The sequence below is a fragment of the Nonomuraea sp. NPDC049750 genome (assembly GCF_040659625.1).
Classification (GTDB): domain Bacteria; phylum Actinomycetota; class Actinomycetes; order Streptosporangiales; family Streptosporangiaceae; genus Nonomuraea.
Map to the genome: position 1 here is coordinate 94,328 of NZ_JBFANB010000009.1, position 18,719 is coordinate 113,046.

Genomic DNA, 18,719 nt, shown 5'->3' on the forward strand with positions numbered 1-18,719 from the left:
GGATCGCGCCGTGCCTGGCGACAGCCGTACCGTCCTGCTGCTCTCCACCTCCGACACCGACCTGTTGAGCGCGCGTGCCTGCGGCGCCGCCTACCGCCTGGGCAACCCCGCCCGGCTCGGCCCCGACGATCTTCCCGGCCTGCTGGAGGGGGCCGACCTGGTCGTCGTACGGCTGCTCGGCGGTCGCCGCGCCTGGCAGGAGGGGCTCGACGCGCTGCTGGCCGGGCCCCGTCCGGTCGTAGTGCTGGGCGGCGAGCAGGCGCCGGACGCCGAGCTGATGGAGCTGTCCACGGTGCGCGGCGGCGTCTGCGCCGACGCGCACGCGTACCTGGCGCACGGCGGGCCCGCCAACCTGACCGAGCTGCACGCCTTCCTGTCCGACACCGTCCTGCTGACCGGGCGCGGGTTCGCGCCGCCGGCGCCCACGCCGTCCTGGGGGCGGCTGGAGCGCGAGGCACGGTCACACGAGGGGCCCGTGATCGGGGTGCTCTACTACCGGGCGCACCACATGGCGGGCAACACGGCCTTCGTCGAGACGCTCTGCGCCGCCGTCGAGGAGGCGGGCGGGCAGGCGCTGCCGGTGTTCTGCTCCTCGTTGCGCACCGCCGAACCCGAGCTGCTGGACACCCTGCGGGCCGCCGACGCGCTGGTGGTGACCGTACTGGCGGCGGGCGGCTCGCGTCCTGCGACAGCGGGCGCGGGCGGGGACGACGAGGCGTGGGACGTGGGCGCGCTGGCCGCGCTCGACGTGCCGATCCTGCAGGGCCTGTGCCTGACCACGGCCAGGCAGGCGTGGGAGGACAACGACGACGGCCTGTCGCCGCTGGACGCCGCCTCGCAGGTGGCCATCCCCGAGTTCGACGGCCGGATCATCACCGTGCCGTTCTCCTTCAAGGAGATCGACCCCGACGGGCTGACCGTCTACGTCGCCGACCCCGAGCGGGCCGCGCGGGTGGCGGGCATCGCCGTACGCCACGGGCTGCTGCGCCACACCCCGCCTGGCGGGCGGCGGCTGGTGGTGATGCTGTCGGCGTACCCGACCAAGCACTCGCGCGTCGGCAACGCCGTCGGCCTGGACACCCCCGCCAGCACCGTACGGCTGCTGGCCCGGCTCGCCGAAGCGGGCTACGACCTGGGCGAGGGCTTCCCCGGCGTGGCCGAGCAGGACGGCGACGCGCTCATCCACGCGCTCATCGCCGCGGGCGGCCAGGACCAGGACTGGCTGACCGAGGAGCACCTGGCGGGCAATCCGGTACGCATCTCCGCCGCCTCCTACGAACGCTGGTACCGCACGCTCCCCGCCGACCTGCGCACCGGGATCGAGCGGCACTGGGGAGCCCCGCCCGGCGAGCTGTTCGTCCATGACGGCGACATCGTCCTGGCGGCGCTGCGCGCCGGGAACGTGGTGGTCATGGTCCAGCCGCCGCGCGGCTTCGGCGACAACCCGATCGCCATCTACCACGACCCCGACCTGCCGCCCAGCCACCACTACCTGGCCGCCTACCGCTGGCTGTCGGCCGAGTTCGGCGCGCACGCGATGGTGCACGTGGGCAAGCACGGCAACCTGGAATGGCTGCCGGGCAAGTCGGCCGGCATGTCCGCCTCGTGCGGCACCGACGCGGCCATCGGCGACCTGCCGCTGATCTACCCGTTCCTGGTCAACGATCCGGGCGAGGGCACCCAGGCCAAGCGGCGGGCGCACGCGGTGCTGGTGGACCACATGGTGCCGCCGATGGCGCGGGCGGAGACGTACGGCGACATCGCCCGGCTGGAACAGCTCCTGGACGAGCACGCCACCATCGCCGCCATGGACCCGGCCAAGCTGCCCGCGATCCGCGCCCAGATCTGGACACTGATCCAGGCCGCCCGGCTCGACCACGACCTCGGGCTGGCCGATCGGCCGCACGACACCGAGTTCGACGACTTCATCCTGCACGTGGACGGCTGGCTCTGCGAGGTGAAGGACGCGCAGATCCGCGACGGCCTCCACGTGCTCGGCCAGGCGCCGGTCGGGCAGGTCAGGGTGGACCTGGTGCTGGCCATGCTGCGCGCCAGGCAGATGTGGTCGGGCCGCGAGACGCTGCCCGGCTTACGTGAGGCGCTCGGCTTGGCCGAGGACGGCACGGCGGGGCTGGCCGACGTGGACCGGGCCGAGGCGACCGCCCGTGCCCTGGTGGCGGCGATGGAGGAGCGAGGCTGGGCGCCGGAGGCGGCCGAGGAGGTGGCGCAGGAAGCTGCGGAGAAGCTCGCGGAGGAGGTTGCGGAGGAAGCTGTGGAGGAAGCTGCGGAGGAGGTCGCGGAAAAGGTCGCGCAGGAGGTCGCCCTCGCGCTGCCCGCCGATCGGCGCGAGCTCGTCACGCGGGTGCTCGCGTTCGCCGCCACCGAGGTGGTCCCGCGCCTGGCCCGGACGACCGACGAGCTCGACCACATCCTGCACGCCCTGGACGGCGGCTACGTGCCCGCCGGGCCGAGCGGCTCGCCGCTGCGCGGCCTGATCAACGTACTGCCGACCGGCCGCAACTTCTACTCCGTCGATCCCCGCGCGGTGCCCAGCCGCCTGGCCTGGGAGACCGGCCAAGCGATGGCCGAATCGCTGCTGGAGCGCTACCGCGCCGACACCGGCGACTGGCCGCGCTCGGTGGGGCTGTCCATCTGGGGCACCAGCGCCATGCGTACGGCCGGCGACGACGTGGCCGAGGTGCTGGCCCTGCTCGGCATCCGCCCCGCATGGGACGAGGCGTCCCGCCGGGTCACGAACCTGGAGCCGATCCCGCCGGCCGAGCTGGGCCGGCCGCGCGTCGACGTGACCGTCCGCATCAGCGGCTTCTTCCGCGACGCGTTCCCGCACGTGGTGGCCATGCTGGACGACGCCGTACGGCTGGCCGCCGGGCTGGAGGAACCGCCCGAGCACAACTACGTACGCGCCCACGTGACCGCGACCGGCGGCGAGGAGCGGCACGCCACGATGCGCATCTTCGGCTCCGCGCCGGGCGCCTACGGGGCCGGGCTGCTGCCGCTGATCGACAGCCGCAATTGGCGCGACGACACCGACCTGGCCGAGGTGTACGCGGTCTGGGGTGGCTACGCCTACGGCCGCGACCTCGACGGCGTGGCCGCGCGCCCGCAGATGGAGGACGCCTACCGCAGGATCGCCGTGGCCGCCAAGAACGTCGACACACGCGAGCACGACATCGCCGACTCCGACGACTACTTCCAGTACCACGGCGGCATGATCGCCACGGTCCGCGCGCTCACCGGCCGGGCCCCGGCCGCGTACGTGGGCGACAGCACCCGCCCCGACGCCGTGCGCACTCGCACCCTGTCGGAGGAGACCTCACGGATCTTCCGCGCCAGGGTGGTCAACCCGCGCTGGCTGGCGGCGATGCGGCGGCACGGCTACAAGGGCGCCTTCGAGCTGGCCGCGACCGTGGACTACCTGTTCGGCTACGACGCCACGACGGGCGTGGTGGCGGACTGGATGTACGACAAGCTCGCCGAGACGTACGTGCTGGACCCGGAGAACCAGGAGTTCATGACCCGGTCCAACCCATGGGCATTGCACGGCATCGCCGAACGGCTCCTGGAGGCCGCCGAGCGGCGCATGTGGGAGCACCCGGACCCGGAGATCCTGCGCGGTCTGCAGGAGGTCTATCTCAAGACCGAAGGGGACCTGGAGGACGACACGAGCCGGTGAGCGAGGGCCGGCGATCCGGCCCAGTGAAGGTGCAGGTAGGACGCGGTGACCAGCGGGTCGCCGTGTCCGTCCGTGCCGCCGCCCCGGTTACGGAACAGCGGCTCGCCCGCGTGCTCGACCGTGGTCCGGTGGAACTCGTGCCCGTGGAAGCGCTCGCCCGCCCTGGTCAGGGGCGAATCCTTCAGGGCCACGGCGTCCCGGTAGCCGAGCGTGAGCCTGCCGGTCATCCGTGCCCGGCCCGGCACCCGCCCGCACATGCGCCGCCCGTCCAGCTCCTCGCACAGGTAGAGCAGCCCGGCGCACTCGGCGGCGATCGGGCCGCCGAAGGCCGCCACCTGGTCACGGAGCTGCTCGTTGGCGGCCAGCTCGGCGGCGTACACCTCGGGGAAGCCGCCGCCGAGCACCACCGCGGCGGTGCCGTCCGGCAGCTTCTCCTCGCGCAACGGGTCGAAGGTCGCCACGTCCGCGCCGGTCGCGCGCAGCAGTTCGACGTGCTCGGCGTACCCGAACGTGAAGGCCGCCCCGCCCGCCACCGCCACGACGACACCCTCTCCTACGCGCGCTCTCTCCTCGACGCGCGCGCTCTCCTTCGCCGGGCCCCATGCCGGGCCGGCGAGCTCGGGCGCCGCCGTTTCCGGGTCCCATGCCGGGTCGGTGAGGGCGGGCGCCGTCGCGGGGTCCCATGCCGGGGCGGTGAGTGGGGGCGCCGTCGTCGCCAGCCGCATCAGCCCGTCCAGGTCGCAGGAGCGCGCCACCAGGGCGCCGAGCCGTTCCACGGCCCGTACCGCCTCGGCCTCACGCTCGGCGGCGGGCACCAGACCCAGATGGCGGGAAGGTGTGGAGACGGCGTCGTCGCGGCGGATCGCGCCGAGCACCGGCATGCCTGCCGCGTCCAGAGCGGCCCGGCACAGTTCCTCGTGCCGGTCCGAGGCGACCCGGTTGAGCACCACTCCGCCCACCCGTACGCGCGGGTCGAATGTGGCGAACCCGTGCACCACGGCCGCCACCGACCGGCTCTGCCGGGCCGCGTCCACGACCAGCACCACCGGCGCGTCCAGCAGCCGGGCGACGTGCGCGGTGGAGGCGAAGTCGCCGTCGCCCTTACCGTCGAACAGCCCCATCACGCCCTCGACCACCGCCACTTCACACCCGGCCGCACCGTGCAGGAACAGCGGTGCCACCCGCTCCTCGCCCACCAGCCACGGATCCAGGTTGCGCCCCGGACGCCCGGCGGCCAGCGCGTGATAGCCCGGATCGATGTAGTCGGGCCCCACCTTGTGCGGCGAGACCGCCAGCCCGCGCGCCCGCAGCGCCGCCATCAGCCCGGTGGCCACGGTCGTCTTGCCGCTGCCCGACGCAGGCGCGGCGATCACCAGCCGCGGCACTACCACTCGATGCCTTTCTGACCCTTCTGCCCGGCGTCCATGGGATGTCGTACCTTGCCCATCTCCGTCACCAGATCGGCGAGTTCGACCAGCCGCTCGGGCGCGTCCCTGCCGGTGATCACCAGGTGCTGGTTGCCCGGCCGCCCGGTGAGCGTCTCCAGCACGTCGTCCAGATCGAGCCACCCCCACTTCAGCGGGTAGGTGAACTCGTCCAGCACGTAGAACCGGTACGTCTCCGCCGCCAGGTCGCGTTTGATCTGCGCCCAGCCCTCACGGGCGTCGGCCGCGTGATCCTCCTCGGTGCCGGGACGCTGGATCCACGACCAGCCCTCGCCCATCTTGTGCCAGGTCACCGAGCCGCCCTCGGCCGTGTCGCCGAGCACCTTGAGCGCCCGTTCCTCGCCGATGCGCCACTTGGCCGACTTCACGAACTGGAACACCCCGATCGGCCACCCCTGGTTCCAGGCGCGCAACGCCATCCCGAACGCGGCCGTCGACTTCCCCTTGCCCGGCCCGGTGTGCACGATCAGCAGCGGCCGCGTCCGGCGCTGCCGGGTCGTGAGACCGTCGTCGGGCACGGTGGCGGGCTTCCCTTGCGGCATGATCAGACCGCCTTCCGGTGATCACGTACGACCGAACTCAGGTCGGAGAGCGTGTCGAGCGAGACCAGGCGCGCCCGCAGTCGCACCGCCAGCCGGACCGCCAGACCCAGCCGCACCGGGCCGCTCTCGCAGTCCACGACCACGCTCGCCGTGCCGTCCAGCAGGGCGGCGGCCCGTTCCACATCGCCGCCCGCCGTCACCCGCCCGTCGGTCACCAGCACCAGCAGCGGCCGCCGTGCCGGGTCACGCAGCCGCTCCACGCGCAGCACCTCCGCCGCCCGCACGAGCCCGGCCGCCAACGGGGTACGGCCGCCGGTCGGCAGCGAGCGCAGCCGGGCCGCGCCCGCCTCCACCGACGAGGTCGGCGGCAGCGCCAGCACGGCGCCCGCGCCACGGAAGGTGACCAGGCCGACCTTGTCGCGCCGCTGGTAGGCGTCGAGCAGCAGACTGAGCACCGCCGTCTTGACGGCGCTCATCCGCCGGCGAGCCGCCATCGAGCCACTGGCGTCCACCACGAACAGCACGAGGTTGCCCTCCCTGCCCTCGCGCACTACCTCGCGCAGGTCGTCCTGGCGCAGCACCAGCCCGGGACCGGTGCGCCCGCGCGTCACCTGGTACGGCGCCGCCGCCAGCATCGTCGCCATCACGTGGAGATCGCGGACCCGTCCGCCGGGGCGGCGTGCGGCGGTGGCCCGGCCGCGTGTGGTGCGCGAGCGCGAGCGCCGCCCCGCCACGCCCTCGCCGATCCCGGGCACCTGAAGCAACGGCACCCTGTACGGCGCCGCCAGCCCGGCCACCCGGCCCGGCGGCTCCTGCTCGCGTGTGCCCCCGGCGTCCGGTGGCTGCCCAGCCTCGGCCGACTGCTTCGCCGACCCCCTGCCATCCGGCATCCAGCCGAAATTCGGCATCCAGCCGTGGTTCGGCACGCGGCCGTCGTTCGGGACGCGGCCATCATCCATCGTCCCGCCGTCGGAGGGACCGGTCGGCTGATCGCGCATCGGTGTTTCGCCGTCACCCGCCGGTGGCGCGGCGCTCGCCGGGCGGCCGTCCTCCCCAGGCCCGGAATGGTCAGCAGCCCCGGAGACGTCAGGAGGCCCGGAGGCGTCAGGACCCCCGCCACCGGGACCCTCCGGATCGTCCGGATCCTCATCCTCCGACGTGCTCTCCAGCAGCTCGTCGAGCAGCGACTCGTCCAGTCCCGGCGCGTCGAAGGGGTCGCGCCGCCGCCGATGCGGCAGCGACAGGCGGGCCGCCGCCCGTACATCCTCGGTCGTCACCGCCTCGCGCCCATGCCAGGCGGCATGGGCGATGGCGGCGTTCGCCGTGACCAGGTCGGCCCGCAATCCGTCGACCTCGAACGCCGCGCACACCGTCGCGATCTGCCGCAGCCGCGCGTCGGGCAGCCGCACGCCGGACACCCGGCCGCGGGCCTGGGCGATCCTGGTCGCCAGCGCCGATTCCTCGGCCGCCCACCTGGCCGCGAACTTCTCGGCGTCCGCGTCGAAGGCCAGCCGGCGCCGTACCACCTCGGCGCGCTCCACCGGATCCCTGGACGCCTTCACCTGCACCGTCAGCCCGAACCTGTCCAGCAACTGCGGACGCAGCTCACCCTCCTCCGGGTTCATGGTCCCGACCAGCAGGAACCGGGCCGGATGCCGGACCGAGACCGACTCCCGTTCCACGTAGCAGGTCCCCAGGGCCGCCGCGTCCAGCAGCAGGTCGACCAGGTGGTCGTGCAGCAGGTTCACCTCGTCCACGTACAGGACGCCGCGGTGCGCGGCCGCCAGCAGGCCCGGCTCGAACGCCTTCACCCCCTCCGTCAGCGCCCGCTCCACATCGAGTGAGCCGGCCAGGCGGTCCTCCGACGCGCCGACCGGCAGCTCCACCAACGCGGCCGGACGGCGAAGCCCTTGGGCGTCCGGCTCGTGCGGGCCGTCCGGGCACTCGGCGTCGGGCGCGGCCGGATCGCAGGCGAACCGGCAGCCCGGCACCACGTTCACCGGGGGCAGCTGGGCGGCCAGCGCGCGCACGATGGTGGACTTGGCGGTGCCCTTCTCACCCCGTACCAGCACACCGCCCACCCGTGGCGAGACGGCGTTGAGCACCAGCGCCAGCTTCAGGTCGTCGAGCCCGACGACGGCGCTGAACGGATACGAGACGATCAAGACAGGACCTTCCGTACGTTCAAGAAAGGATCTTCCGGTTGACGTGGGCGACCCGCCAGCCGCCTCGCGTGACGGTCAGCTCAGTGACGGACAGCGGCGCGAGATCGAAACGGGCGGAGTGCACTGGGTCCAGTCCCAGCGCATGGCCGAGGGCCGCCCGGATGGCGCCCGCGTCGCAGACGGCGACCGCCTCGGGCTCCCCGCGCACCGAGTCGAGCCAGTCGGCCACCCGCGCCGCCAGCACGGTCAGGCTCTCCCCGCCGTGCGGCGCCGCGTCCGGATCCGCCAGCCAGCTCGCCAGCGCGTCCGGCTCCTCCCGCGCGACCCGTCCGTACGGCAGGCCGCGCCACCGGCCGTGATCGGCCTCCGCGAGCGCGGCGACCACGCACGCTTCCCGGCCGAGCGCGGCGGCGGTCTGCCGCGCCGCGGCACCGGGAGCGACCCACGCCACCGAGTCGACCGCCGCCGAGCCGCCCGCCGCCGAGCCGGTCACTGCCGAGCCGGTCGCCGCCGAGCCGACAGCCATCGAGTCGGCCACCACCGAAGCCAAGCCGTGTGCCCTGGCCAAGCCGTGTGCCCTGGCCAGGCTCGACGGGTCGGCGTCCTCATCCGCCCCGGGAAAGCAGGCGGTCCGCATCCCCGGCGTGCTGGCGTGCCGGACGAACAGCACGCCGGCTCAGCCCGGCGAGGCGGCGGTCGCGGGTACGGCCCCCCGCCGCGCCGCCCTGTCGCTCACCCACCCGAACAGCACACCGAAGGCCGTCCAGAAAACGAGCTGCGTCCCTAACGACACGAGCCTGAACTGCCACAGCAACGTGGCAGGAAAGCCCTCGGGCACCTCGTCCACGGTCGGCAGCAGCAGCCACGCGGCGACCACCGGGACCAGGTACGCGACCCCGGCCGCGACCCACCGCGCCCAAGGCCCGGCGGTCACCCGGCGCGCGGTCGCCACCGCGATCGCGATCGCGGCCAGGCCGACAAGGATCATCACGACATAGAGGGCGGTCCGGCTGTTGATCGTTTCCGGGTCTCCGACAGCCGGCGGATTGGCCGGATATTTCACGAACGGTACGAGGATCACCGCCCCGAACGCCGACCCGGCGGCGGCGAGCGCCAGCCCGCCCTCCGACCGTGGACCGACCCGGCCCCGCAGACCCGCGTACACCAGGGCGAAGACCCCTCCCACGGCCAGCCCGTACAGGCCGGTGGCGAGGAAGAGCCCGGCCTTCTGGCCCGGCCTGCTGACCAGTTCCTCCTCGCCGTGGTCATGGCCAGGTTCCTGCGCGGCGTGCGCCTGTTCCAGTGCGATCGCACTGTCCACCTGCGGTTCCCCGAAGGCGAAGGCGAAGCCGCCCGCGATCAATCCGGCCAGCAGGCCCAGAAGCAGGCCCCTGACCAGCAGGGTGCGTACCATGCCTGGGTCTAGTGGCAGGGCACGCCGAGCAGGTGACGCCCGTCGTGCATGAGTTCGTGCAGGTACGCACCCGTCTGCGAGATGGCGCCGTTGTCCATCAGCACCAGGTAGGCGACCAGCAGCAGTACCGGTACGGCCAGCAACCACAGCCGCAGACGGGGGAACGGAATGACGGTAGGAGCGGACAGACCACTCATCAGTGCCTCCTCAGGGATGACGCGTCCCAACAAATGAGGTCACGGAGGCCCAAGCGACCTGGCTCCCGGGATCTACGTCCCGGATACAGTGGCGCGTCCGCACCGGCATCTCACCGGATTTCCCTTGGACAACCGTGAAATCTACCGGAACGTATCCTTTCCTCCCGTTCGCGTCAACACATCGAGGAAGCCGGACGTTGACGGTGTGAAGCGCGCACGGCTGGTCGCGGGTGCCACTCGCGGCGGGATGGAGCGGAGGTTGAACGCGTATCGCGCGACGGAGTCGGCGATGGCGTCCGCGTCCACGTCCAGCGCCGTGGCGTTGATGTTGGCGATGGTGTCGCACGCCTGGTGGTAGCAGGCGTCGTAGGCGACCCCGGCAGTCCCGCCGAACAGCGCCGCCTCCGCGGCCGTCTTGATCCCCTCGGCGCCGGTGAAGATGCCGCCGGCCGGGATCCCGACCGCGATGAACGGCCCGTAGTCCGAGCGCCCGTCGAAGTCCGTGCCCACCGTGGGCAGGCCGCGCGAGCCGTAGAACGCCGCCAGCTGCTTCTCGATCTCGGCGGAACCGGGCGGACCGGCGGGGGAGCCGACGTTGTCGGAGTCGTCCCCGTCGTACAGCTTGTAGGCGTAGTTCGGCGTGGCCACCATGTCGAAGTTCAGGTACACCCGGACGCGGTCCCGCTGCGCCTGCGACAACGACCCGACGTACTGATCGGAACCGAGCAGCCCGATCTCCTCGGCGGCCCAGAAGGCGAAGCGGACCTTGTTCTTGACCGGGTAGAGCGCCATCTCCTCGGCGACCTCCAGGATCGCCGCGCTGCCCGAGCCGTTGTCGTTGATGCCGGGCCCCGCCGTCACGCTGTCGAGATGCGCGCCCACCATGACGACGTCGCGCGGGTCGCCGAAGCGGGTCTCGGCGATCACGTTGTCCGTGCTGCCGAGCACGAGGTTGGCGTCGACCTTGAGGTGTACGGTCGCGCCCGGCGTGTTCGCGAGTTCGTTGCCCACGGCGAAGTCGGCGAACACCATGGGGATCCCGCCCCGCCACTCGCCGATGTCCAGCGGGAACGCGTCGGTACGACCCGGCTGACCCTCGTTGAAGATGATGAGCCCGGTCGCACCCGCCGCGGCCGCGTTCTGCACCTTCGTGACGAACGGGCAGGTGCCGCGCTGGACGAGCGCGATACGGCCGGCCACGAACCCGGCGAAGTCCGCCGCTTCGCAGCCGCTGGTCGAGGTCGGCGTGGGAGTGGGTGGCAGCGTGAGGTCCACGCCCTGGACCTGCGCGGTCACCTCGCCCGAGGGGGAGGGCTGGAAGGTGAAGAAGTCCTCGTTCGGTACGTACGTCTTCGCGCTCGGCGCGGTGAGCGCCAGCGTCGGCGGGCTGTTCTCGGCCCAGCTCTTGACGTAGTTGATCGGTTGCAGCGTGACCTTGTAACCGGCCTTGCGCAGCTTGTTCGCCACGTAGTCGCGGGAGGCGCCGTAGCCGCTGGTGCCGGTCGCGCGGATGCCGCCATGGGCGGTGGCGATGTCCTGCAGGGCTTGCAGGTGCTTGGCGACGTTCGTCCCCTTGACCTGCTTGACCAGCAGCTTGGCGAAGACGTCGTCCAGGCCGCCGGCGGTGGCGGGCACGGCCATGGCGATGGTCAAGGAGAGCGCGGTGGCCAGGATGGTGATGACTCTGCGCATTCGGATTCCCCTGTAGGACAGGAACGGGAAGGCAGACGATCCCCGAGGCTCGCCGAACGCGAACGTAACCCGGCCCCGCACCGTTGGAAAGACCCCCAGCTGAAAGACCCCCGGCGCCACGCTTGGCGCGGAGAGAGGGCGGCCGCGCGTGGTACGCGGGACCGCCCAAGGCCGGCGGGCTAGCGGACGCGGATGAAGACGGGATTGGAGTAGAACCACAGGTCCTGCCACGGGCTCTCCTTGCCGTCGGCCGCCGGCTCCATCTCGTCGGTGCTGGTGCCGCGTACCCGCAGGTAGCTGTCGGCCTGCACATCGCGCAGCGTGTGCCGGATGACATAGTCCCGGCCCTGCCGGCGCCAGTCGCCCGGCCCGAAGCGCGCCACGACCTTGGTGGTGGGGTTGGTGTCGGCGTCCAGGTTGGCGCTCACGCCGCTCACCTGTCCGGTGATGAGGTCGACGCGCCGCACCTCCGGGCGGTCGCCGTTGCCGTTCTTGCCCTCCAGCGGCCGGAACCGGATCTCGGCCTCGACGTCGGTGCGGTTGCGCCGGTTGACCACCAGCGTCTCGCCGACGGTGGCCTGGCGGCCCTGGTTGCCGGCGGTGACGTCGAGAGCGGTGATCAGGTCGCCGGTGGCGACGAAGATGCGGCCGTTGCGCAGGGCGTCCATGATGTCGCCGTAGTCCTGGCGGGCCATCACGTACGTCTTGCTGTACTCGCCCGGCCAGAAGTCCGAGCCGCCGCGGGTCCAGTGCACGTGCGAGTCGGAGGTGGCCGTGATCCACCAGTGCCGGCCCTCGCCCAGCAGCGAGTCCCACAGGCCGCCGACCCGCGCGGTCATCTGGTCGAAGCCGCCGTAGGTGGGGTGGTTGCCGTACCCGCCGCGGGCGCCGCCGTTCAGCGGGCCGGCCTGGTGCCCGGGGGCGCCCTCGAATCCCACGTACACGTCGGGGGCGGTGTTGTTGCCGTTGCGGAACTCGCGCGGAGTGTCCTGCCCCCACACGCCGAGCCCGGTCGCCGACCGCGCCGCGTGGTGCGCGATCACCAGCGGCTTCTGCCGCATGTCGCGGGCGGCCTTGAGGAACTCCACCATCTTGGCCTCGGTGTCGCGCCCGGGGTCGGCCGGGAAGGCGTCGTGCTTGGCGAAGCGACTCTCCAGCTCGAACAGCTGCCGCGCCTCGTCGGCGTGGTGCGGGATCATCAATGTGTGGTGGTCCAGCGCCGGCGCGTCGAACTCCATGCCCCAGAACTGCAGGACCTCGGGTACGAGCACCCGCGAGCGCAGCAGGTCGGGGTAGGCCTGCTCCAGGTTAACCTTGGAATGCGTCGGGCCGCCGTGGTCGGTGCACATCGCCCAGGTCAACCCGAAATACTTGGCCATGATCGCGTTGGTGACGATCGGGTAGACCGCGTCGGCGCCCTTGTGGAAGGTCGGCGGGCTGGTCTTGATGTCGAACTCACCGCTGTACTCGGAGTGGACATGGTGATCGCCCGCCCGCCACATCCGGCCGTTGTTGGCGCCGTCGCCGAAGGAGCGCTCGTCGTCGGCCTGCGCGGCGGTGCCGCCCACCAGGGGTGCCGCGGCGGCCAGCGTCGCGCCGACACCGGCGTACTTGACCAGCCGCCGCCGGGAAAGCCCGGCAGATTCGGGCCGTTCATCCTTGTTGTTCCTCACGATGAAGCCTTTCGCGGTGCAGGTAGGGTGCCGACCCGCAAGCCTCGAAGAGCCCGCTGAACGCCATGTGAACGCCGCTCGGGACGAGCAAGAACACTGCGTTGATCCCATCCGGAACCCGCCCGAACCCGGGGCCGCTGTCGACGCTGAAAGGGGCAGGCCCGAGAGGTCGCCGCCAGGTCCTGTTCGGGCCGATCGGTATAGTCGAGGGGAACCTCCCTGGGGGAGGTCGCGGTGGTGGGGCCCACCGCCTCGCCGCCGATCCGGTGGCGGGTAACCGTGGCACCCAGCCGCCAACGGTCCCTACCAGAGGTTGTTTCGTGCTGCTGGTAGGAGGATTTTCATGTCCCGTCCCGAAACGGAGCGTCCCGTGGACGCCGATGTCGACCTGCGCGTGGCCGCCCAGCGGGCCGAGCTGCGCCGGGCTCCGTGGGCGACGCTGGGGGTGATCGCGCTCGGCGGCGCGGCGGGTGCGCTGACCCGCTACGGCCTGGGCGTGGCCTTTCCGCGCCAGGCCGGGGCCTTTCCGTGGACGACGCTGGCCATCAACACCGTCGGGTGTCTGCTGATCGGAGTGCTCATGGTGGCCATCACCGAGGTCTGGTCCGCGCCCGGATGGGTGCGCCCGCTGCTGGGCGTCGGCGTGCTGGGCGGGTTCACCACCTTCTCCACGTACATCCTGGAGACCAGCCAGCTGCTGGCGGGCGACGCGGCTCGCATGGCGCTGGCGTACCTGGCGCTGACCCCCGTGCTGGCCTTGACCGCGGTATGGGCGGGCAGCGCCGCGGCCCGCTGGTGCCTCGGAAAGAGCAGGCGGGCATGAAACTGACCGGAGCGGCGCTACGGCTGACCATCTACGTCGGCGACACCGACACCTGGCACCACAAGCCGCTGTATCACGAGATCGTCCACCGCGCGCATGCGGCCGGGCTGGCCGGCGCGAGCGTGTTTCGCGGCATGGAGGGCTACGGCGCCTCCAACCACATCCACACCTCGCGCATCCTGTCGCTGTCGGGGGACTTGCCGGTGTCGGTCGTCATCGTCGACGCCGCCGAACGGATCCGGGCCTTCCTGCCGCAGCTGGACGAGCTGATCTCTGAGGGGCTGGTCATCTTGGACGAGGTCGAGGTGATCCGCTACGTCGGCCGCCCCAGCAGCGGGCAGGCCCGGTGAGCGGCCCGCTGACAGTGGCGCTGGTCGTTCTCGGCGCGGCGATCGGCGCGCCCCTGCGCTACCTGGCCGACCGGTTCGTCCAGGCCCGCCACGATTCCCTGTTCCCGTGGGGCACCTTCAGCGTCAACCTGGCCGGATCGGCGCTGCTGGGCTTCCTGGCCGGACTGCCCGCCGACGGCGCGGTGCTGGCCTTCGCCGGCGCCGGGTTCTGCGGCGCGCTGACCACCTACTCCACCTTCAGCTATGAGACCCTGCGGCTGGCCCAGGACGGCGCTCGCTTCGTCGCCTGGGCCAATGTGGTGGCCAGCGTGGCCGGCGGCCTGGGCGCGGGCGTGTTCGGCTTCGCGCTGGCCCATGCCGTGACGGGCTGAGCCTGGTGGTGATCGATGCCGCGCTCGCGTCGGCGTCGGATGGCGCATTCGCGTCCACTTCGGATGTCGTGTCCGTGCCTACGTCGGATGTCGTGTACGCGTCGGCGTCGGGTGCCGCGTGGGCGTCGGATGCCGCGTTCGGGTTGACGTCGGTGATCGACGGCACGTTCGCGCTGACGCTGGCCGCCGCGTGCGCGGCGGCGTTCGTGCTGGCGGTGGTCTCGGCGGTGGCCGGGTTCGGTGGTGGGGTGCTGCTGCTGCCGGTCTTCACCGCCTTGTTCGGGTTACGCGTGGCGGTGCCGATGCTGACGCTGGCCCAACTGGCCAGCAATGGCTCCCGGGTCGTGTTCAACCGGCGTGAGCTGCGCTGGTCACTGGTGGGCTGGTTCGCCCTCGGTGCCGTCCCGCTGGCCGTGGCCGGCGGCCTGCTGCTGGCGCACGCTCCGCTGGGGCCGCTCAAGCGGCTGCTGGGCGTCTTCTTGCTGGTCGTGGTCGCCTGGCGGCGCCTGCGCCCCCATCCCCGCTCGCCGGCCGACCCGGCCTTCGCGGCGGTCGGAGCGGCCTCCGGTCTCGGCTCGGCGCTGCTGGGCTCGGTCGGACCGCTCACCGCGCCGTTCTTCCTGGCGTACGGCCTGACGCGAGCCGCCTACATCGGCACCGAAGCGGCCAGCGCCCTGGTCATGCACCTGGCCAAGATCGCCGCTTATGGTGCCGGAGATCTGCTCGGCTGGCGCGTCCTGACCTACGGCGCGGCCCTGACCCCGGCCACGCTGGCCGGCGCCTGGCTGGGCAAGAAGATCGTCGCCCGGGTGAGCGACGGCGTGTTCGTCGTGGCGGTGGAGGCCGGGCTGGTGGTGGCCGGCGGGTTGTTGCTGATCGGTCTCTGACCTGGGTGGATTCTCGTGGCCGCGGCTTTCAACGGCCGGTGTCGGCCTGGCCGCGAATGGCGGCGGTGACGCGAATCGGCGATCAGGTAGAGGCCGTGATACCGGAGCTCATCTCGCTGGAGCTATTCGTTGCCGAAAATTGTTACGGGTGTAACATGGGCGCGTGACGGAGAGCGCGGACGAGCAGGGCTGGTTGTTGATCAGCGTGTCCACGGCGGGAGCCGCCCCGACGCTGCGGGTGCAGGTGTGGCGCAAGCTGCGCTCGCTGGGCGCGCTGTATCTGCAGCAGTCGGTATGCCTGCTGCCCGAACGCGAGCAAACCCTGCGGCAGGTGCGCCGCTTGCTCGACCGGGTCCGTCAGCAGGGCGGCACCGGCCGCCTCCTGCACATGGCGCTGACCGATCAGGCCGAGAAGCGGCAGGTCACCGGCGAGTTCAACGCCGCCCGAGACGCCGAGTACGCCGAAGTACTGGAGCGCCTGCCCGCCTTCCGGCAGGAACTGGCGCGTGAGCGGGAGCGCGGCAGGGCCACCTACGCCGAGGTCGAGGAGTCGGAGGCCGACCTGGAGCGTTTCCGCTCCTGGCTGGCCAAGATCGCCGCCCGCGACTACTTCGCCGCCCCGGCCGGCGCGGCGGCGCGAGCCGGGGTCGAGGAGGCCGCAGCCGACCTGGCCGCCTTCGAGCAGGACGCGCTCGCGGCCGAGTCACCGGCCACGGAGAGCGGTCTCACCGTGGTGGCGCGGACCGCGTCCGAGGCGCCCGCCACTGACAGGGGTTCCACAAGGGCGGCGCGGACCGCGGCCGAGGCGCGGGTCACGGAGAGCGATCCCACAAGGGCGGCGCGGGCCGCGTCCGAGGTGCCCGTCACCGAGAGCGGTCTCCCCGTGGCGGAGAACGGAACGGGGAAGCGGCCATGACCGGCTGGTGGGGATGGGATCTGCTGATCGGGATCGCCGTCGCGCTGCTGGTCACCTGGTTGGCGCTGATCGCGGCGCTGGCAGTCCTCCGGCCGCGCGGTGGGCTGCTGCGCGAGGCGTTGCGCCTGCTGCCCGACGTGCTGCGGCTGGTGCGCCGCCTGGCCGCCGACCGTGAGTTGCCACGCGGGGTGCGGGTACGTCTGGGGTTGCTGCTGGCCTATCTGGCCATGCCTCTCGATCTTGTGCCCGACTTCATCCCGGTCCTGGGTTACGCCGACGACGCGATCATCGTCACGGCGGTGCTGCGCTCGGTGGTCCGCCGCGCCGGGCTGCAGGCGGTGCGCCGCCACTGGCCCGGCACCGAGGACGGGTTCACCGCGCTGTGCCGCCTGACCGGCCTGGCCGAGCGCGGCTCGGCGTCCTGAGTCCCGCTGAGAGCCTGTGGCATCCAGCCGACCGCGGGCCGGCTTTGTGGCATCTTGCCGACTGCCGGCCAGCGAGCTCGGGCGGCCCGCCCGCTGACCTGCAGGTTTGGGCGGCCCGACCGCTGGTCAGCGGGTAGGCGGCGTTCTTCTGTCCCGCAGGCTGCGTGCCCGTCATCGGGTATGGTCGGCGCGGTTCCACCAGAGGGCGGTCGTGACGACTCCGGCCGCGCCGGTGGCCGCGCACAGCAGTAGCCCGGCGAGGCCGGGCGGGTCTTGGCCGGGGCCGGCGATGCGGGCGTACAGGGCGGGCACCGACCAGGGGAAGGCGGCGCCGTAGCCGAGCGCGGCGATCACCTGAGCGGCGAAGACGATGGCGAGCAGGACGCCGACGGCGGCCAGGTAGCCGCGGCCGGCGCTGGCGGCCAGGGCCGGTGGGGTGGTGGTCAGCGCGGCCAGCGCGGCCGCGGCCACGATGCGGCCGACGCCTTCGCCCGCGCTCGGCCCTGACCAGCCGGGCAGGGCGAGCAAAGTGCCGATCAGCAGACCGAGCCCGGCGAGTAGCAGGGCCAGCAGCAGCGCCCAGAGCGCGGCGATGGTGAACTTGGCGGCCACGATGGCGGTGCGGGAGGTGGGCAGGGCCAGCAGGTCGGTGGCGGTGCGATCACTGAACTCGCGGCCGAACAGCCAGATGGCGATCATCCCGTAGAGGCCCAGGCCGCCCACCGCGACGGCCTGGGCGAGCAGGGCGAGATAGCCGGGCCAGTCGGCGCTGGCGCTGGACAACTGGGCCTTGGCGCCGAGCAGGCCGAACGCCCGGGCGCGGGCGGGGTCGGCCAGGATGAACATGAACATCCCGCACATCAGCGCGACGATCGTGAAGGCCAGCGCGGTGATCCAGGGCAGACGGCTCCGCCGCACCTTCAGCAGTTCCGCCCACAGCGCCTCACGCATGCTCGGCCCCCGATTCGGCACTCGGTTCGGCACGCCTCTCGGCCGCCGACCCGGCACGCGTCTCGGCCCCCGATTCGGCGCTCGTCCCGGCTCCTGGTGCGGCCTGGGCGCTGGGCCCGACCGTACGCAGGAAGAAGGTCTCCAGGTCTTCCTCCTCCAGATGGAGGTCGGTGGGCGGCACGCCGCCGTGGACCAGGACGGTGGCGACCTGTTCCGGCTGGGCCAGGGCGCGGGGATCGGTGAGCAGCAGGCCGGCCGGCCCAAACTCGGGGCGGTAGCCGTATGCGCGGAGCACCGCGCGGGCGGCGTGGTCATCGCGGGTGGCCAGGCGCAGATGGCGGCGGCGGTGCCGGTCCAGGTGGTCGGCGTCGTGTTCGCCGATCAGGTGGCCGTGGTGCAGGATGCCGATGCGGGTGGCCAGGCGGGCGACCTCGGCCAGCAGGTGGCTGGACAGGAACACGGTGGTGCCGTGCTGGTGGGCCAGATCGGTGAGCAGGGCGCGGATCTCGGCGACGCCGGCGGGGTCCAGGCCGTTGACGGGCTCGTCGAGGATGAGCAGGGCGGGGGCGTGCAGCAGGGCCCTGGCCAAAGCCAGGCGCTGCAGGTTGCCGAGCGACAGGGCGCGGGCGCGGCGGTCGGCGTACGGGGTGAGCGCCAGCCGTTCGATGATGTCCTCGGCGTTGCCAGGTAGCCGGCGCAGCCGGCGGACCACCTCCAGGTTCTCGCGTACGGTCAGCTCGGGATAGGCGGCGGCCTCTTCCACCAGGTAGCCCACCTTGGCCCAGGCGGTGCGGTCGCCGGCCGAGACGTCGGCGCCCAGGACCCGTACCGTCCCGGCGGTGGGTGCGATCATGCCGAGCAGCATGCGGATCAGGGTGGTCTTGCCGGCACCGTTGAGACCGAGCAGGGCGTAGATCTGTCCCGCCCGCACCCGCAGGCTGACGTCGTCGACGGCTGCCACGTCGCGATAGCGCTTGCTGAGGTGCGCGATCTCGATGACCGGGGTTGCCGCGCTCATGGCCGGGGACACAGACCGAGCGTCATCAAGTCGTGGGGGTAGGGGTTTCGGGGGCACACGGGCACATCCTTCACTCGATACGGAGTGGACGTGCCGACCAGGCTTCCCGGCTCACCTGCTGCCAGCGTACCCCTCGCGGTTCACCCCGAATAGTGA

At 72.4% G+C, this 18,719-nt stretch carries 17 protein-coding genes and 1 riboswitch; of the genes, 7 read left to right on the forward strand and 10 right to left on the reverse strand.

Features of this window, described 5'->3' with window-relative positions; translation table 11 throughout:
• Positions 1-10 precede the first annotated feature (10 nt).
• Entirely contained in the window at positions 11-3,694 is a 3,684-nt protein-coding gene (gene cobN / locus AB0J16_RS24290; RefSeq protein ID WP_358543306.1) for a cobaltochelatase subunit CobN, read from the forward strand.
• On the opposite strand, the gene AB0J16_RS24295 is transcribed toward cobN, so the two are convergent.
• From AB0J16_RS24295 to AB0J16_RS24330, 8 genes are all read right to left on the reverse strand, one after another.
• Positions 3,649-5,070, reverse strand: a complete 1,422-nt coding sequence (locus AB0J16_RS24295) for a cobyrinate a,c-diamide synthase (RefSeq protein ID WP_358543925.1) — start codon at positions 5,068-5,070, stop codon at positions 3,649-3,651. The genes cobN and AB0J16_RS24295 overlap by 46 nt on opposite strands.
• 8 nt (positions 5,071-5,078) lie before the next feature.
• The gene (gene cobO, locus AB0J16_RS24300) at positions 5,079-5,681 is read right to left on the reverse strand and encodes a cob(I)yrinic acid a,c-diamide adenosyltransferase (RefSeq protein ID WP_358543309.1); all 603 of its coding nucleotides are present in this window, start codon (positions 5,679-5,681) and stop codon (positions 5,079-5,081) included.
• A 2-nt stretch (positions 5,682-5,683) separates the two neighbouring features.
• Positions 5,684-7,846, reverse strand: a complete 2,163-nt coding sequence (locus AB0J16_RS24305) for a VWA domain-containing protein (RefSeq protein ID WP_358543312.1) — start codon at positions 7,844-7,846, stop codon at positions 5,684-5,686.
• Positions 7,847-7,865: 19 nt separating this feature from the next.
• Positions 7,866-8,516 carry a histidine phosphatase family protein gene (locus tag AB0J16_RS24310; protein ID WP_358543314.1) on the reverse strand — a complete coding sequence of 217 codons (651 nt, stop codon included), beginning with the start codon at positions 8,514-8,516 and terminating at the stop codon, positions 7,866-7,868.
• A 6-nt stretch (positions 8,517-8,522) separates the two neighbouring features.
• Positions 8,523-9,260: a CbtA family protein gene (locus tag AB0J16_RS24315; protein WP_358543317.1), complete on the reverse strand. Its 738-nt coding sequence runs from the start codon at positions 9,258-9,260 to the stop codon at positions 8,523-8,525.
• Positions 9,261-9,268: 8 nt separating this feature from the next.
• Positions 9,269-9,457 (reverse strand): CbtB-domain containing protein, encoded by a 189-nt coding sequence (locus tag AB0J16_RS24320; protein ID WP_357960438.1) that lies wholly within the window; start codon positions 9,455-9,457, stop codon positions 9,269-9,271.
• A 34-nt stretch (positions 9,458-9,491) separates the two neighbouring features.
• Positions 9,492-9,621: riboswitch (cobalamin riboswitch) on the reverse strand.
• A complete protein-coding gene (locus AB0J16_RS24325) occupies positions 9,599-11,149 on the reverse strand; it encodes a M28 family metallopeptidase (RefSeq protein ID WP_358543319.1) in 1,551 nt (516 codons plus the stop codon). (Overlaps the previous riboswitch by 23 nt.)
• Before the next feature lie 179 nt (positions 11,150-11,328).
• A complete protein-coding gene (locus AB0J16_RS24330) occupies positions 11,329-12,822 on the reverse strand; it encodes a phosphoesterase (protein WP_358543321.1) in 1,494 nt (497 codons plus the stop codon).
• Positions 12,823-13,165: 343 nt separating this feature from the next.
• Between AB0J16_RS24330 and AB0J16_RS24335 the strand changes: the two genes are divergently transcribed.
• From AB0J16_RS24335 to AB0J16_RS24360, 6 genes are all read left to right on the forward strand, one after another.
• Positions 13,166-13,645, forward strand: a complete 480-nt coding sequence (locus AB0J16_RS24335; RefSeq protein ID WP_358543324.1) for a CrcB family protein — start codon at positions 13,166-13,168, stop codon at positions 13,643-13,645.
• Entirely contained in the window at positions 13,642-13,995 is a 354-nt protein-coding gene (locus AB0J16_RS24340; protein WP_358543327.1) for a DUF190 domain-containing protein, read from the forward strand. Before AB0J16_RS24335 ends, AB0J16_RS24340 begins: the two co-directional genes overlap by 4 nt.
• 8 nt (positions 13,996-14,003) lie before the next feature.
• Entirely contained in the window at positions 14,004-14,366 is a 363-nt protein-coding gene (locus AB0J16_RS24345) for a CrcB family protein (protein ID WP_358543928.1), read from the forward strand.
• Between the two features lie 74 nt (positions 14,367-14,440).
• Positions 14,441-15,253, forward strand: coding sequence for a sulfite exporter TauE/SafE family protein (locus tag AB0J16_RS24350; protein WP_358543329.1), 813 nt, complete (start codon positions 14,441-14,443; stop codon positions 15,251-15,253).
• Between the two features lie 163 nt (positions 15,254-15,416).
• Positions 15,417-16,169, forward strand: a complete 753-nt coding sequence (locus AB0J16_RS24355) for a Chromate resistance protein ChrB (RefSeq protein WP_358543332.1) — start codon at positions 15,417-15,419, stop codon at positions 16,167-16,169.
• Complete coding sequence (locus AB0J16_RS24360; RefSeq protein ID WP_358543334.1) at positions 16,166-16,594, forward strand: DUF1232 domain-containing protein; 429 nt, start codon at positions 16,166-16,168, stop codon at positions 16,592-16,594. Before AB0J16_RS24355 ends, AB0J16_RS24360 begins: the two co-directional genes overlap by 4 nt.
• 171 nt (positions 16,595-16,765) lie before the next feature.
• Here the strand turns inward: AB0J16_RS24360 and AB0J16_RS24365 are convergent, their stop codons facing one another.
• Both AB0J16_RS24365 and AB0J16_RS24370 read right to left on the reverse strand, forming a co-directional pair.
• Positions 16,766-17,545, reverse strand: coding sequence for an ABC transporter permease (locus tag AB0J16_RS24365; RefSeq protein WP_358543336.1), 780 nt, complete (start codon positions 17,543-17,545; stop codon positions 16,766-16,768).
• Positions 17,538-18,563, reverse strand: a complete 1,026-nt coding sequence (locus AB0J16_RS24370) for an ABC transporter ATP-binding protein (protein WP_358543338.1) — start codon at positions 18,561-18,563, stop codon at positions 17,538-17,540. The genes AB0J16_RS24365 and AB0J16_RS24370 overlap by 8 nt, the downstream gene beginning before the upstream one ends.
• Positions 18,564-18,719: the final 156 nt, after the last annotated feature.